Genomic DNA, 14,806 nt, shown 5'->3' with positions numbered 1-14,806 from the left:
TAAGCCAGATTTTTCATCCCGAATTGCTTCGGGAGTCGACCTTTACCGATCGAACCCGCGTCCCCAAGCAGCCCGATAAAAGCCGCTACATGCTTAGTTTATCTTTTATGCTTACTTTCCGCCGCTTCGATAAACAGAATCGCCGGAACAGCAGCCTTTTAAGATCTCGCCCCAACTACAAAGGCAAACTATTGGAGCCAGTCTGTAACCGCTCTATCCCAGCCCCCAGACAGGGCTAAGTAGAGGCTCGTTCGTTAATTAACGAACGAGGCTTAGCGCGAACTGAGGCGCAACAAAAGTGGAAGGAACCACTTCCATTGTGCTCATCAGCCCGTTAAACGTCAACTGTTCGTTAGCGTTTATATGTGCAAGGATTGTTAACGCGGCCTACCCTGCGTCCGCGGCATGCTGCTCTTACCCGGCTCGTCTCAGGTCGAGACCAGATCACCCCCTCCTTTCCTTACCCAATTCTAACATATTATCGCCTCGCGCGCAAAGTGCGTTTGATCGCCAGGCCAACCTCCCTTTCCTTTATTGCCTGGCGCTTATCAAACATCCTCTTGCCTTTGCATACGGCAAGCTCTATCTTGGCAAAGCCCCTGTCTGAAAAATATAATCTAAGCGGTATAAGCGTGCAGCCCTTTTGCGAGGCCTGCTGCATCAACTTCGTTATCTGCGCCTTCTTAAGCAAAAGCCTCCTCGGCCTCAAAGGGTCCACGTTCATATAAGAGGCCTCCACATAAGGCGCTATGTACATATTATAAAGAACGGCTTCCCCGCCCTCGATCCTGGCATAGCCGTCGTTGAGGTCGGCGTTGGCCGCCCTCACGGATTTTACCTCGGAGCCCTTCAGCTCGATACCCGCCTCAAGCGTCTCGACGACAAAATAGTCCCTTAATGCCTTTTTGTTCGTGGCTATGACCTTACCCATAGGGGAGATTATTTTACCACACTAAGCATAAAATACAAACTCAAAAAAAGCGGCACGGTCAGGACGCTTAATATGTGGCCGAAGAAGATGCCCTGGCTGACGAATATATCCTCTTTTTTATAATGCCTGAGTATTACCGACGAGGATACGGCCGGAGGCATAGCCGCCTCAAGCAGGATCAACAAGCCCAACAAGCGGGGAAGATTGAGATTTACCACGAGTATCAGGGCGATAAACGGCAGGATAACCAGCTTTCCCAGGGAGGCCAGCGATATGAGCTTGGGGTTTAAGTCCTTCGGTCTCACCCGCGCCAGATTACCTCCAATCATAAACAGCGCCAGCGGCGAGGTGCAGTCGCCTAACATCTTAAACGGCTGGATCAGCGGGCCGGGAAGATACCTGTTTAAACCCAGCAGCACCGCCAGAAGGCCTGAGAGCGCCGCAATAACCGGAGGGCTGAACAGACTGCCCAGCTCAAAACTCCTTAAGCTCCGGCCGGTGAGAAAGCTGACGCCGAACGACCACACAAGCAGATTAAAACCCAGAAGAAACAAAAACAGAAGTATCAGCATGTTTTCTTTGTCCGCGCCGGAAAAATATGAGGAGATAAACATGATCATAAGGTATCCGGCGTTCTGAAACCCTATCAGCGCCATATACTGCCTTCTCTCCTGCCCCGCCTTAAAAAACGGAGAGAAAGGCAGAGAGACAAAAAAACCGCATACGCTGACTGCCACGCCTATCAAAGGCAGGAGCCACCAAAGATTAAACGCGGAAAAACTGAAATTACGCAGTATGCTGGTAAATATGAGCAGCGGCAGGGTCACTTCTATTGTCAACTTGCTGATGAAATTAAGCCCGTTATCATCCACAAGCCGGCGCTTAAAGCAGATATATCCCAGGAAGCCCAGCACAAATACCTGAAAACACGCCGCAAACACGCTATTGAACGAGGCGATAAACATGGCCTAATTATACCAACCGGACAGGGAACTTACAATTCATTTTGTTTTGACATTACGGACAAAAGGGGTAAAATATGCGGGATAGTTCAGGAAGAAAACGCGGAAGTGGTGGAATGGCAGACACGCAACGTTCAGGGCGTTGTGGGGGTAACCCTGTGAGAGTTCAAATCTCTCCTTCCGCACTATTTTCGGGTTCTCCCGCTGCTATATAGTAACTCGGCGGGATCCCGACCTATGTGACACGATGGTCGGGAAACTCCCTCCTCACTGCTTCTGAGGAATGCCCAAAAGGCCGTTTGTCAATTAACCTACTCGATTCAATCCTACTACAACCATACAAATCAATCAAGAGAATAGTCCCCGCGGGCTAGGCCGCTCGCTTCTTGCTAATGCAATGCGTGTTCGGCTCGGCTTGGGGCAGGCCTTCGCTTGGCGCTCGCTAGGCCGCTCGCTTCTTACTAATGCTATGCGTGTTCAGCTCGGTTTGCGGCTGGGGCTGGGTGGGGGCAGCCCCAGCCGCAGTGTCCTCGCTTAACCTTCTAAAAAACTATCCAGGCTCGTCCACCATGCCGCAATGAACAAATAAAAAAGCTCGGCGGTGCGGCATGCCGAGCTTCTTGGTGGAAAACTTAGTATTCTCCTTACCAGAACTAATACTAACTATACTTGCGTCTTGAAATTAAAAGAGTTACAATGAAAACGAAAGTTCACAAACTACCTTTTAGATGACTAAAGAGCAATTATTAAAAGAAGCGCAAGCAGAACAAGAATTGGCACAAAAAGATGAAATTTCTTTCCTAGAGAGAATTCCTCATTTTTTCAAGGCCCATGAATTATATATAACTGCTGGAGATAAAAAAAGCGGATTTCAAATGCTTGGCATGTATTACTTATCAAAAGTTGCTGCCGATGCCCCAGAAAATAAAAAAGAAAATTTTGCTAAATGCTTAGAGGCTTTCAAGGAAAGTGGTGACAAGAACTTTTATCGTGCAATGAAGGCAGCTTATTTAGCTTATTTAGCAGGAGAAGAAAAAAATAAGCACAAAAAAGCTAAGCTTTATGAACAAGAAGCATATGAATTATCTAAAGTAAAATCGCTTAGTCCAGAAGAAATTGCTAAAAATGGTGATTATTATCTGCAAGCACAGAAAGATATTCATATTGCAAAGGCAAAACGGTGCGAGGCGTTAGTACAGATTACTACAGAAGCTAAGAAACATGATACAAAAAAGATGGGTGAATTATTTAAGGAGTGTGCAGAAGAATATAGTAAGGCAGGAGACGAGAAAAAGTTCAATTTGTACATGAGTTTTCATTACCTGTATTCTTCTTTATATTATTATAGCTCTTTTTCTCCCGAATGTCTTCCAGCGCTTAAAAAAGCTTGTGAACATGCCGAGAAAGCAGATAATCCTGAATGTTTAGCGAAGGTTAAATCTGCTTATCTGAGGGCCGCCTCGTATTTTCAGAATGATTTCAATAAACGAATTCAATATTTAGAAGAAGCATGTGGAGAAACCGAAAAGACTGCTGATAAATTCTTGCTTTATGAACTCAAGGGAACAATTGAAGAACTAAAAGCAAGACATTCAGGTGACCCAAAAGAAAAATCAGCCCTTTTTCTTAAGGCAGCAGAATTATTCAAAAAAGAACCGACAGCCATTGAAAAATCTCAAATTTGCGAAGCTCTATCAAAGTTAATACTTGCAAATGCTCAAAACGTTTCTTTTAAAGAAAGAATTATTCTTTATAAGGATGCACTTCGTATATTGAAATCAACTAAAGCAAAGAGGCTCTATTATAAGTCTTTGGGGGAGTTGTTTTTGGTACAAGCTATTAGTTATGGTTTAGTAAGTAACAATAGTAAAAGACTAGTTTACCTTCAATTTAGAGCTTCTAAAGCTTTTCAAGCCGGCGGGTATTTCTTAGAAGGCAACTTATACTCAGGTTTAGCTTTCTTGGCTATTTCATCCCACTTGTCCTTTCCAAAAAATATCGAAGCTATAGGAATAGCAGCAAATAATTTATTGCTTACAAGCCATATTGAAGTTTATGATCTTGCGTGTCACAAATTGTATCAAATTCTTATCGAAAATGAATCCGATGAATCTAAGAAAGATATTTATCGAAGAAAATCTCTACTTCATTTAGCCGCGTATATAAAAATTGAAGCTAAGAAGTCTCAAGCAAGAATGTGTCTAGAGTTTCTCCCCTTTGATGCGAAATTACTTAATAATCTTTTTGAAGCGGAATATTATAAATTATTAGGAGATCTGCCAGAAAATGCTGCAAAAAAACAAGAATTAGATCAAAGGGCCTTATCTATATTTGATGACATTATAGCTAAGGGAAATGCAAATACAAAAGAAATGGCTTATAGAGGAAAAGGTTGGTTATTGAGAGACAGGGGTCAATTTGATCTATCAGTAGAAGTTTTTAGACAAGCAGTTAAAGAATTACCAAAATTGTCAAGTCTTCAAAAAGAGATGCAAATCGCAGAAAAATTGCTTCAAGAAGATTATAGAAAATTGAAGAGTAATCAAGAGATTAAGGAACTACGTCTTGATTATCAGAATCAGCTACTAGCGCAAAGATCACCCTTAGATAAGAATAATGTAGATGAAGAAGCGCCAATAGAAGATTTCGAAACACTTGTTTTTAAGTCTTTGCTTAACGTGGGCAATCGTCTTGAAGAAATAAGAGGCACTTGCAGAAGTCAGGGTGAAGAACATTTAAGAGATATTATGTTAGTGCAATTACAAAATATTCCCCAAATTGGCGAAGCTGCAACTCGAGAAAGCAAGCACGGAGAAGGAAAAACAGATATTCATATTGCGATTGATAAGGAAAAGGCTATTAGTGAGTGTTTAGTCTGGAAAGGCGAAGAATACTACAAATCAAAAGAAAAACAATTGTTGGGTAATTTGACAGACAAGCAGAAATTTGCTTTTTTGGTAACCTTTTTCAAAGATCAGGACTTTGTAGGTACAATCAATAGAGCTCAAAAGTGCGTGACGGATTTTGACGATTTTGAAAAAGATAGTCTGGAAATCATAGAAATAGATGTTGGTACACCGGGAAAAACCTTTAGTTCCCTGCACGTAACTAAATGGAGAACAAAACTAAAAATATATCACTTATTCTTTTGTCTCTCTTAAGAACAGAAGTCCCAAAGCCAGTTTCTAGTTTCATTAAAGCCTGCCAATCCTTTAACTCCTTCAATTCCGCCTGCAGCTTTCAAGAAATTATCTATTCCGAATAAACTCTTTTCATATATTGAAGATAAGAAAAATATATCGGGAGGAGAAAGACTAATTTTACGCTCGCTCGCTTTTATTGCGCATATATTACGAATAAATAGCATAAAATGTATGCGCATTAACTCAATGTCTTTTAACAAAACTTCTTTATTAACTGACGAATTAGTTAAGATTGAGAAGGTTAACGGTTGGCGTAAAACAAAATTAACTTTATTGGTAGGTATACTTGCCCCATATCCTGCTTGTGCATAAGGCGGGTAATTAGCTATACGCAAGCCACCAGGAGCATTGGGTAAGGCTTTTGATAAACCTTGTTCAGTTACATGCATCTCCTTTCTAAAATATGCTTCCAATAACAAAGTCCCCTCGACTTCTCGTTTTACACTATTTTTTATCCCGCCAGTGAATTTGTTAAGGATTAAACATAAGGCATTAGTATCTTCCTTTTTTCTAAAAAATGAATTCCTTTGTAATAAATACTGTAAGTCCCCTAAACAACATCCGAATTCATCAACAAGCGCTTTGTCCAAGACGGCAACTTGTGCGGTAATTATTACGTCGCTTTCCGTAAATTGAGAATAAACAGAATTGTCATAAAGAACCAAAACCGGTGTTGCGGAAGAGGGGATTTTTAAGCGTAGCTCTCTTAATTTATTCTTCTCAGGTGTTTTATCTTCTTCAAAATTAAAACCCGAAAATTCCTTAGGATACAAGAATCCAATTTTCCACTGTCTATTTTCAATATTTAAAACCGGAATATTTTCTATTGGTAATTGAAAACTCTTGAACGAAAACTGCAAGTTTCCTTTTACTCGAGGAATAATAATATCCTCCGTGATTTGATGTGCTTCTTCAATTTCCTCTATTTTAGCCACAGACGGGATTGAAGGCATATATGTCAATGGGAAATACATTTGGGCATAATTTGAAAAATAACCATCTAAAGTGACTATTGCACCATCTTGTAAAGTCTCATTTTCAAGCTTTGCAATAAGCTCTTTAAAATCTTTACAGTTAATTTTAGAAGGTGCTTTTAAAGAAAACTTATCACCAAAATTAAGGATTTTATAGGCAGCAATTTTTGACTTAACAATATCCAAATACATTTCCTTTACATAATTTTCCATGTTTTCATTGTAACTCTTTTAATCTCAAGACGCAAGTATAGTTAGTATTAGTTCTGGTAAGGAGAATACTAAGTTTTCCACCAAGAAGCTCGGCATGCCGCACCGCCGAGTTTTTTATTTGGTGAATGCGGCATAGTGGCCGAGCATAGGTAGGTTTTAAAAGGATTGAAAGCTAGGACGCTTGGGGCTGGCGCCGCCGCCCGCCGCCAGCCCCAAGCCGAGCCGAACACGCATTGCATTAGCAAGAAGCGAGCGGCCTAGCCCGCGGGGACTATTCTCTTGATTGATTTGTATGGTTGTAGTAGGATTGAATCGAGTAGGTTAATTGACAAACGGCCTTTTGGGCATTCCTCAGATGAAGGACACCATAGCTCTGTGAGAGTTCTCCCGCTACTTGTCTAATTCTCGGCGGGATCCCGACCTATGTGGCACGATGGTCGGGTAAATCTCTCCTTCCGCACTATTTATTCTACTGGAATGACAATCTCCTGCCCTGCCTTGAGCTTATTGGGGTCTTTGATCCTGTCTTTATTCAATTCGTAAAGATATTTCCAGCGGTGCGCCTTGCCCAGCTGCTCCTTGGCTATGCTTGAAAGCGTATCGCCTTTCTTGACCCTGTATTCCTTTGTGGAGATCCTCACCTCAGACGTCACTTCCTGCTCTTTTTCAATAAGGTATTTGCCGTCTTCTATCTCCTGCGCCTGCGAGATATCTTCCGCTTCCGCGGCGGCCTGTTCTCCCTCGCCGCCATAGGGGATCATCACCTCTTTCACCTCGGCGATGGTGAACTGCGCGTTCCTGTCTTTCTGCATGCCCACGAGGTCGTCTACGTGCGCTATCGCGTCCAGCTTGCCGCGGCTGACTATGCGTATCCTCTCTTCGGGGATACCATTATCCAGCATAAATCTTCTTACCGCCTCCCCCCGCCTTCGCCCCAGTTTTTCATTGTATGCCTCCGAGCCGCGGAGATCGCAGTTGCCGGTTATGAGGACGCTGGCATCGGGGTTCCTTCCCAATACCCTGACGGCGTTTTCCAGTATATCCACCGCGTCGTCGCGCAATTCGGACTTATCGTAATCAAAATAGATCTTTACGTTCTTGATGATCTTCTTTATAAGCAGGGCCGCCCTCGGCTCCTGCGGCTTGGGCGGCGGGAGCTCTTCCTCCTTATAGTCAAAGATTATTTTATAGACATAAATGTAGCCACGGTTGCCCCAGGGGCGGGCAGTCCCCGGCTCTGTCGGCATCCACCAGTATCCTCCCATCGCGGGGTCTTTTACGGGAGCGGGTTTGGCGTCGGTAGGCCACCATTCAAAACGTTTTTGCAGTTCCTTTGATTCTTTTTCGCGCTTTCCCTCTCTATCTTTAGCATAGGTAAAAGCATTGCTCGCGCAGAAGAATACGATCATCATCAGGGAACACGCCAGAAACCTCGGGGATCTCATTGTCTTCAACATGTCTGTTTTCCTCCAAGCCGCTGTTTATTACAAATGCCCGCTTAACTTGGCCCAGGTCGCCTTTCCTACTATCCCATCCGCGCTCAAACCATTGGCCTTTTGAAAATCCCTGACAGCCTTTTTTGTCGCCTTCCCCAGTTTGCCGTCAATCTCGCCCTTATAATAGCCGGCCTTCTTCAGGGCGAGCTGAATGTTCTTACGGGTCCTCTTTTTGCTGTCCAGCGATTTTTTTGGCGCGCGTTCCCGCGCGGAGGTAATCTCTTCCCTTTGGGTCTGGGCCGCTGCCAGCTGCCGCTCTAAATAACCGATCTCTTCGTCCTTTTTCTGAAGCTCACCGCTTAGATCGCTGACCTGCGTTTGAAGCTGCTGGATCTGCGCGTCCCTGGTTTCCTTCCTGACTGAAGCGCAGCCCAACAAACCGAACAACACCGCCGCTACCGTTAACAATTTCGCCATCTTCACCTCTCCTTTTCCGCGCCGAAGTTTTCCTTCATTGCCTTGTGGATACTTTTTAAAGCCATCAGGTTCCGCAGGCGCTCTGCCGCCTGCTCGTTATTCGGGTCCGATGATAAGACCACTTTCATCTCTTCGATCTTTGAATCAACCAGCTTTAACTTCTCCCGCGACCTCCTGGGGTCTTCGGCGACAGCTTTCTTTATCGCTCCAACCTGGCCCTCTTTCAATCCGCTTCTAAGCTCCGACACCTTGCTCATCATCAGCCCATCCCACTGCCCCTGGTCCCGCGGGCTGTTAACGGGAGAAAGCGCTATCATTCCATAGTCCTCCGGCCGCGAAGGAATAAGCGTTCGCCTCGGCGCCTCTATCTTCCGCGCCTCCGACGGAACGGGTTCTATATTCTCAAGTTGTGCTTTCTCCGTAATGGACGATATAAAATAGAAAATGATGAGCGCCAGCCCGGCCGCGGCGATCAAAAATACGATATGGGATTTCCCGGCCTTCATCATCTACTCTTCCCTCCAGTCAGACAGGCCGTCTCCCAGCTGTCCGGCCGCGATCAGGCCGTAAAAACCCGGAGGGAAATCTCCGTTCATAAACCTGTCGCTGAAATAAAACTCCTTGTAAGTCAACACCTCAGTGAATGAGATGCCGCCGTTGGAGATAACGTTGCCCGTGGTTGAGCCCCATTCAAATATATCGACAAAATTGCTCTGCCCGTGCGAGTAGTTCACGCTTTCATGCGCGCTGATAAATATCGCCGTCTCTGAATAATCCTCCCAGGACATGGTGCTCAGGCGCGCCTCTGACTGGAACTGCAGCGGCTCCAGATAGGTTATGTCCCCGGTTGAAATAAATGTCAGGTCCTCGCCGTCCTGCCAGGTGCCGTCAAATATTATACTTATATCTCCGCTCCCCGGAGTTGAACCCTCCACATATACGATCTTCTTGCCGACAAGGTCCTCGTCGGGGAAGACAAGCACCGCGTTATTTGACTGGATATACACCACATCGTCCGGGTCCTCTGACGCGACCGCGTCCCTGGCAAAAAGCACGAAATCGTCAAATTCATCGGCGGTTCCGTTATCGTTCATATCCGGTATCTTAAGCGTGGTGTGATCGGAGTTTACGCCCTCCTGCTTGTCTTCAAACCAGCTCTGCGCCCCGGGGCCGCTTTCTTCAAATTCTCCGCTTATCCTCGTCTTGTCGTGCACCCTTAAATCGGAAAATACGCCCCACAGGCCAAGGTCGCCTCCGGAAGAAATGGTGTTCTCGGCGGGAGAAGGGATCAAATAGGCGTCAGCCGAGACCGCGCGATTGAACGTGGCCTGAGGCGAAGCATAATTGCCCACCGAAACAATGTTGAGTTTACTGCCCAGGTTTTCAACCGTTACCGATGCCGAACCATCCGTGAAGCCGCCGAAGGATACCGGTTCAGGCGCCCAGTTGATATCCTGTCTTAACTGATAAAATGCCTCTTGCAGGCCCCCCTCTGCCAGCCAGAATGCCTTGGTAGAATCGCGGTATACGGAAGCGGACCTTAACTCGACGATGCCAAAGCCGAAGATCCCGGCGCCCGCTATAGCCAGCATGGCTATTACAAAATAGCAGAATATAAGCACGGCGCCTTTTTTATCGCCGACTATTCTCATAGGTTCCTCACCCGCGCCCTGCCCGCGAGAGTAAAGGTATGCGTCCTGCCCAGGACTGTCTTTTGGGACGTAACCTCTATTTTCACGGTGTTGCCTTGCGTATAAAAAGCCAGGCCTGATATTTCCCCCGCTATGGTCGCGGTATCAACACCGCCTACGCTCTTCATGATCTTGCCGCTTTCCTCGTTAAGATAGATAGCGGCTTCATAGGAAGCGCCCAACGCATCCTTTGCCTGATAGGTGATAGAATCCGCCCCTTGAGAAACAAGCGACACCCCTGAGGCCTTCCTCAATTCCCTCGCGATCTTCAACAGGGAGCCGCGCCCCTGCTGCTGGACTATGAATGAGGCGTAATTTGCCTTCAGCGATTGATTACCTGCCAGCAGGACGCCGGATATGGCGGCGACAATAAAAGAAAATATCAAGACCACTATCATGGCCTCTACCAGCGTAAAACCGTTTTTTTTATTCCCCACTCTCATTCCGCGACCTTTGTGTAAAAATCTATGCTTCTGGATGCCCCGTCTTCATCCCAACTGACAGTAACCTGAACAAGGAGGGGATTCGTCCCTGACGTGGATACGGTTATTGCCTCAAGATCATCCCCTCTATCTAAATCATCCAGCCCTTCATCCCGGGCCCACTGCGCCCAGTCGGTTGATTGTATAGCAGAGATCGTGGAATCCTTTATCTCCTCCAGGACGTATTCGGCATGGCCGGTGGCGATAGTGATCTGCCGCGCCTTCTTGCCTATCAGCGAATAAGTCAATATGCCCAGAAGTATGGCGCTGAAGGCAAACGCCGTTATCGCGGCGGCTAATATCAATTCCGCGAGAGTGAACGCCTTATTGTTTTTCATTTCACTTCCTGCTCGATGTTGATATAGTCCGTAAAACTCATGTCTTCGCCCAGCCCCTGCCTGACCACTCTTATGCGGTCGGGGATATAGGGATGGGTGCGAAAGTAGGACTTGCTTCCGGCGGGCCTTTTCCTGCCTTCTTTCTCCAGTATCTCAAGGACCCCCAGCGCCGCGTCGGGGTCATATCCCGCGAGCCGGGTGTATTTAACGCCTAACGTATCGGCCTGAAGTTCATCCTCACGGGAATAACCCAGGAATGCCTGATTTACCGCGGCGTCAATGCCTGCCGCGGCATTGGCATCCCCTGCCTGCGCGAGCGCGACGCGCAGAAGCGAATATCCCATCGCCGCCTGGAGTTTCTTTATGCTGTGCTTGGCGGCAATGTGCGCCACTTCATGCGCCAGCACCGCGGCCAGCTGGTCGTCGGTCTCTATCTTCTCGATCAGCCCGCTGAAACAATAGACATATCCGCCGGGCAATGACACGGCGTTAACTTCGTCCTCATCTATGACCTTAAAATGATACTTTATGTCTTTGCGGTCGGAAACGGCCGCGATACGCTCTCCTATCCGCCGCACGCGTTCCTGCACCAGAGGGTCTTCCGCTAATTTGTATTCCTTCTCGATCGCCGCCGCCACTGAGGCGCCTAACCGCCCCTCTTTCTCCGTGCTGTAATATATCAACTCCTCCTGCCGCGTGGCGATGTTGTACTCCGTGATACAGCCGCATAGGGAAAACGCGAGGACTGACGCGAAAATGCCCCTTAACATTTATACTCCGAAATCCTTTGAGGTAAATATGGGAATAAGTTCACAGCCGGACTTGCGCAGGTTTTCTGCCGCTCCCTGCAGCCGGTCAACCACGCAAAATACCTTGTTGACCTTGACGCCCATTTCTTTTAACGCCCCTATGGCATCAACGAGGGAGCCGCCCGTGGTCGCCACATCGTCTATCAAAATAACCTCGTCTCCCTTTTCTAACGCGGCGCCTTCTACGCGTTTCTGCCTGCCGTGCGCCTTAACCGCCTTCCTTACGATAAATGTGTCTATGGGAGCGCCTTCCTGAAAACTCACGGCGGCGATAGCGCCGGCAAGGGGGTCCGCGCCGAGGGTAGGGCCGCCTATCGCCTTTATCTTTTCTCCTTTAGCCATCTCTATCATTATCTTCGCCGCCAGGTAGGCGCCTTCGGCGCTTAAAGTAGTGACCCGGGCGTCAATATAATAATCGCTCTCAAGCCCCGAGGCCAACTTCACCTTCTGCTTGTGAAAACTTTTTTCTTTCAAGACAACCAGTAACCTGGCCTTTAAGGCGTCTATATTATTCATATTTATCACCTCTGCCTGTATTTCTTTAGCCCTTATTCTACCTTTACTATATATCTCTGTCAATCAAAGTCAAAACCGCCGAAATCAACACAGGTTAATGACATCTTCCTGGTAATACAATGAAAGGAACAGCAGCATATAATCTCTTAAGTGCCTCGTAACTAAAAAATTGTTTTTTATATGTTCGCGCCCGTTCTCTCCCAATTTTCCGGCGTATTCAGGGCTGCTTAAGAGCTGTTTTATGGCAAAACTGGCCCCCTCAATAGAATGGCAAAGCAGCCCTGAGTATTTATGTTTTATTTGCAGAGGGATACCGCCGACATTGGAGGCCACAACCGGCTTTGCCTTCCACAAGGCCTCGGCGACCGTTAAACCGAACCCTTCCCTCAGGGACTTCTGGATAATGACGTCTGAGGCCCTTTGCAGCGCGTTCACCTCTATATCATTTTGAGGCAAAAGCAATATATGGATATCCGGATCATTCCTGGCCTTCTCTTTAACTTCCTCAAGGACCTTCAGGCCCTCCGGGTCGTCTTCCGCGGCGCCGCCGGCCAAAACCAGCTGGCAATTGATATATCTTCTTACCTGCTTATACGCGTCGATCACACCTACAGGGTCTTTCAGGCGGTCAAAGCGGGATATCTGGGTGATTATCGGCTTATTTTTACTGATATTATATTTTTGTAAAACGCCGTCTATCACCTCCCGCGGCAGCTCTTTGTTCTTATCGCTTAAAGGGTCGATGGACGGAGAGATCAAGAATTGCCTTATCGGCAGTTTTTGCGAGAAGGCCGGGGCGGAAAATACCGCCGAGTCATACTGAATAATAAAATCCATTAGAAACTCCCAGACCTTTTTGTCGGGATTAGACACATCAATATGGCAGCGCCAAAGCCATTTGTTCTCGGACCTCTTTTTTATCAGGGCTATCGGCTGCGGGTCGTGGACAAAGACAATATCCCCGTAGGTATTGACATTCGCGATGTTTTCCCTGCTGGTCTCCAGGAATACTTCAAAATCCCTTTGTGTTATATCCTCGGCCCTGCCGTGCAGCGCGTTATGGAACCTCTTGGTCACGTTAAAGAATTGCTCGCCGCCCTTTATTACGTCCCACCTCGCGTCTACCGCCAGCTCTTTTAACAACGGGACCATGCGGTTTAACAACTCGGCGACCCCGCCTCCTACAGGAGTAGAGTTTATATGCTGGATGACCTTGCCTTTCAGGCGTTCGCCGAGCAGCCTCAGGTCGTCGATGATGGACTGCCCCACAATAGGTATATATTCTTCTATCTTTGCCATCTAATCCCGTATCCTTCTTTCGATTATCCGGACGATTGTTTTCCTCAGGTCTTCCAGGGTGCGGGTATAGGGGTCAAAGCCGGAAATGTTATCAGCCAATTCCTTGTCGCCCAAAGAATTCTCTATCCAGTATGAAAAGTCGTTTGCCGCCTTTTCCAGCCGCAGGCGCGCCTCAAAGATATGAAAATAGATAGAGTCAATGGTGATCTTCCTCAGGACCCGCGCGAATTCGCTCAGATCATAAACGATATAGTTTGTCGGTAAAATAAAACTTACCGACTTGATGAAATGGAACTCTTCTCCTGAACGCGCGAATTTCAGCTTAGCGGAAGGGCTCTCTTTTAAGTACGCCTCGATCGTGGCCGCGATCTTTTCCCTCAATTGCCGGATGGTCGGGTATTGCACCGTATCAATGCTGACCAGCATCTCCGCGAGCTCATCTTCGCCAAGGACCTCGCTTACCCAATACGCGAAATCATTAGGCGGCTCGGGAGAAAGATACTGGTGCTGCTGCAGATATCTATGGGTGTGGTGATAAATGCAGGAACCAGACACCTCCTTGATAAAGCCCAGCAATTGGCCTAAGGTGACGGCTCTTAATCCGGTCAGCTCCGACAGGTGCAATCTCGTGAAAAACCTGAACGGCTCTTTTGCTTTTATTGACTCGGGCATGATCTATTCACGCTTTAACGCTGATATTAAACGCAGGAACTTCGCCACCTCTCCCGTGTTCTTCAGGCGGTAATCGGCCCTGGAAGCGCGCCTCTCCCCCACGAATACCGTCAGCCCCCTTCTTTTTAATGCCTTAAAGGCATCTTCATCGGTTACGTCGTCTCCGATATAAACGGGAAGAACGCCTTTGCCTCCTGAGGCAAATTGCCGCCTTGCCATAAGCCATAAGACGGCTTTGCCTTTATCCCATTGTATAGGGGGTTTTATCTCATAAACTTTCTTCCCATGATCGATCCCTACACTGCCGCGCGCGGCGTAAGGACGGGTAACCTCGGAAACGGCCCTCTCAAACGCGGGGATATCTTTTCTGCCGGCTAAACGATAATGGATGCTCAGCGTCAGGCCCTTATCCTCCATGAGAACGCCTTTTATGCCGGAAAGCCGCTTGCGCAATTTTCCGGAGATATCGCGCAGGGCCGACCTAAAGCGCGGCGAAAGAGGCACTGTAAATTTGAACTCGGGCCCTTCTATCTCCAGGCCGTGGTTGCCGGCATAAATAATGCCTTTTATCCCCACGGCCTTCTTTATGCTTCCCAGGGCCCTGCCGCTGATGATGCCCAGCGAGCAATAAGGGCTCGTGGACAGGCCCCGTAATAATCCTTTTACCTCTTTAGAAAGAACCGCCTCTCCGGGCGTCCGCGCGATCGGGGCAAGCGTCCCGTCATAATCCAAAAACAGCAGAAGATGTTTACCGGCTATCTCCTTCTTGACGCCCCCCCAGGAGAGCAAAATATCTTTCATGG

The 14,806-nt window shown here is 47.1% G+C and carries 15 protein-coding genes, 1 tRNA gene and 1 other RNA gene; 2 read left to right on the top strand and 15 right to left on the bottom strand.

Features of this window, described 5'->3' with window-relative positions:
- Positions 1-27: 27 nt before the first annotated feature.
- The 3 genes from ssrA to PHR44_02305 all read right to left on the bottom strand — a co-directional run bounded on the left by ssrA (position 28) and on the right by PHR44_02305 (position 1,896).
- Positions 28-444: a transfer-messenger RNA gene (gene ssrA / locus PHR44_02315) on the bottom strand.
- A gap of 34 nt (positions 445-478) precedes the next feature.
- Complete coding sequence (smpB, locus tag PHR44_02310) at positions 479-931, bottom strand: SsrA-binding protein SmpB (protein MDD4909505.1); 453 nt, start codon at positions 929-931, stop codon at positions 479-481.
- 8 nt (positions 932-939) lie between these two features.
- Positions 940-1,896: an AEC family transporter gene (locus tag PHR44_02305; GenBank protein ID MDD4909504.1), complete on the bottom strand. Its 957-nt coding sequence runs from the start codon at positions 1,894-1,896 to the stop codon at positions 940-942.
- A gap of 99 nt (positions 1,897-1,995) precedes the next feature.
- Here PHR44_02305 and PHR44_02300 point away from each other — a divergent pair.
- Both PHR44_02300 and PHR44_02295 read left to right on the top strand, forming a co-directional pair.
- Positions 1,996-2,078: transfer RNA gene (locus PHR44_02300), tRNA-Leu, on the top strand.
- Positions 2,079-2,621: 543 nt separating this feature from the next.
- A complete protein-coding gene (locus PHR44_02295; GenBank protein MDD4909503.1) occupies positions 2,622-5,054 on the top strand; it encodes a hypothetical protein in 2,433 nt (810 codons plus the stop codon).
- Here PHR44_02295 and PHR44_02290 read toward each other — a convergent pair.
- The 12 genes from PHR44_02290 to otsB all read right to left on the bottom strand — a co-directional run bounded on the left by PHR44_02290 (position 5,051) and on the right by otsB (position 14,804).
- Positions 5,051-6,283, bottom strand: a complete 1,233-nt coding sequence (locus tag PHR44_02290; protein MDD4909502.1) for a hypothetical protein — start codon at positions 6,281-6,283, stop codon at positions 5,051-5,053. The two genes, PHR44_02295 and PHR44_02290, sit on opposite strands and share 4 nt — an antisense overlap.
- 464 nt (positions 6,284-6,747) lie before the next feature.
- A complete protein-coding gene (locus tag PHR44_02285) occupies positions 6,748-7,740 on the bottom strand; it encodes an OmpA family protein (GenBank protein MDD4909501.1) in 993 nt (330 codons plus the stop codon).
- Between the two features lie 27 nt (positions 7,741-7,767).
- On the bottom strand, positions 7,768-8,196 hold the full coding sequence (locus PHR44_02280; protein ID MDD4909500.1) for a peptidoglycan-binding domain-containing protein: 429 nt from the start codon (positions 8,194-8,196) through the stop codon (positions 7,768-7,770).
- Positions 8,197-8,198: 2 nt separating this feature from the next.
- Positions 8,199-8,705: a hypothetical protein gene (locus tag PHR44_02275; GenBank protein MDD4909499.1), complete on the bottom strand. Its 507-nt coding sequence runs from the start codon at positions 8,703-8,705 to the stop codon at positions 8,199-8,201.
- Positions 8,706-9,848: a hypothetical protein gene (locus PHR44_02270; GenBank protein MDD4909498.1), complete on the bottom strand. Its 1,143-nt coding sequence runs from the start codon at positions 9,846-9,848 to the stop codon at positions 8,706-8,708.
- Positions 9,845-10,330: a prepilin-type N-terminal cleavage/methylation domain-containing protein gene (locus PHR44_02265; protein MDD4909497.1), complete on the bottom strand. Its 486-nt coding sequence runs from the start codon at positions 10,328-10,330 to the stop codon at positions 9,845-9,847. Before PHR44_02265 ends, PHR44_02270 begins: the two co-directional genes overlap by 4 nt.
- Positions 10,327-10,707 carry a type II secretion system protein gene (locus tag PHR44_02260; protein MDD4909496.1) on the bottom strand — a complete coding sequence of 127 codons (381 nt, stop codon included), beginning with the start codon at positions 10,705-10,707 and terminating at the stop codon, positions 10,327-10,329. Before PHR44_02260 ends, PHR44_02265 begins: the two co-directional genes overlap by 4 nt.
- Entirely contained in the window at positions 10,704-11,477 is a 774-nt protein-coding gene (locus tag PHR44_02255) for a M48 family metallopeptidase (GenBank protein ID MDD4909495.1), read from the bottom strand. Before PHR44_02255 ends, PHR44_02260 begins: the two co-directional genes overlap by 4 nt.
- Entirely contained in the window at positions 11,478-12,032 is a 555-nt protein-coding gene (pyrE, locus tag PHR44_02250) for an orotate phosphoribosyltransferase (GenBank protein MDD4909494.1), read from the bottom strand.
- Between the two features lie 84 nt (positions 12,033-12,116).
- Positions 12,117-13,331, bottom strand: a complete 1,215-nt coding sequence (locus tag PHR44_02245) for a glycosyltransferase (protein ID MDD4909493.1) — start codon at positions 13,329-13,331, stop codon at positions 12,117-12,119.
- On the bottom strand, positions 13,332-14,003 hold the full coding sequence (locus PHR44_02240; GenBank protein MDD4909492.1) for a DUF5752 family protein: 672 nt from the start codon (positions 14,001-14,003) through the stop codon (positions 13,332-13,334).
- 3 nt (positions 14,004-14,006) lie between these two features.
- Positions 14,007-14,804, bottom strand: a complete 798-nt coding sequence (gene otsB / locus PHR44_02235) for a trehalose-phosphatase (GenBank protein ID MDD4909491.1) — start codon at positions 14,802-14,804, stop codon at positions 14,007-14,009.
- Positions 14,805-14,806 lie beyond the last annotated feature (2 nt).

It is taken from the genome of Candidatus Omnitrophota bacterium, assembly GCA_028707125.1.
Classification (GTDB): domain Bacteria; phylum Omnitrophota; class Gorgyraeia; order Gygaellales; family JAQTUX01; genus JAQTUX01.
Note: the sequence above shows the minus strand (reverse complement) of the source record. Positions and strands in the feature narration are given on the sequence as shown.

Excerpts from the sequence above, each read along its gene's own strand:
- PHR44_02285 (MDD4909501.1), bottom strand. The coding sequence starts at position 7,740 with ATGTTGAAGACAATGAGATCCCCGAGGTTTCTGGCGTGTTCCCTGATG.
- PHR44_02240 (MDD4909492.1), bottom strand. The coding sequence starts at position 14,003 with ATGCCCGAGTCAATAAAAGCAAAAGAGCCGTTCAGGTTTTTCACGAGA.
- PHR44_02305 (MDD4909504.1), bottom strand. The coding sequence starts at position 1,896 with ATGTTTATCGCCTCGTTCAATAGCGTGTTTGCGGCGTGTTTTCAGGTA.
- PHR44_02260 (MDD4909496.1), bottom strand. The coding sequence starts at position 10,707 with ATGAAAAACAATAAGGCGTTCACTCTCGCGGAATTGATATTAGCCGCC.
- PHR44_02290 (MDD4909502.1), bottom strand. The coding sequence starts at position 6,283 with ATGGAAAATTATGTAAAGGAAATGTATTTGGATATTGTTAAGTCAAAA.
- otsB (MDD4909491.1), bottom strand. The coding sequence starts at position 14,804 with ATGAAAGATATTTTGCTCTCCTGGGGGGGCGTCAAGAAGGAGATAGCC.
- PHR44_02275 (MDD4909499.1), bottom strand. The coding sequence starts at position 8,705 with ATGATGAAGGCCGGGAAATCCCATATCGTATTTTTGATCGCCGCGGCC.
- smpB (MDD4909505.1), bottom strand. The coding sequence starts at position 931 with ATGGGTAAGGTCATAGCCACGAACAAAAAGGCATTAAGGGACTATTTT.
- PHR44_02255 (MDD4909495.1), bottom strand. The coding sequence starts at position 11,477 with ATGTTAAGGGGCATTTTCGCGTCAGTCCTCGCGTTTTCCCTATGCGGC.
- PHR44_02270 (MDD4909498.1), bottom strand. The coding sequence starts at position 9,848 with ATGAGAATAGTCGGCGATAAAAAAGGCGCCGTGCTTATATTCTGCTAT.
- PHR44_02245 (MDD4909493.1), bottom strand. The coding sequence starts at position 13,331 with ATGGCAAAGATAGAAGAATATATACCTATTGTGGGGCAGTCCATCATC.
- PHR44_02265 (MDD4909497.1), bottom strand. The coding sequence starts at position 10,330 with ATGAGAGTGGGGAATAAAAAAAACGGTTTTACGCTGGTAGAGGCCATG.
- PHR44_02295 (MDD4909503.1), top strand. The coding sequence starts at position 2,622 with ATGACTAAAGAGCAATTATTAAAAGAAGCGCAAGCAGAACAAGAATTG.
- pyrE (MDD4909494.1), bottom strand. The coding sequence starts at position 12,032 with ATGAATAATATAGACGCCTTAAAGGCCAGGTTACTGGTTGTCTTGAAA.
- PHR44_02280 (MDD4909500.1), bottom strand. The coding sequence starts at position 8,196 with ATGGCGAAATTGTTAACGGTAGCGGCGGTGTTGTTCGGTTTGTTGGGC.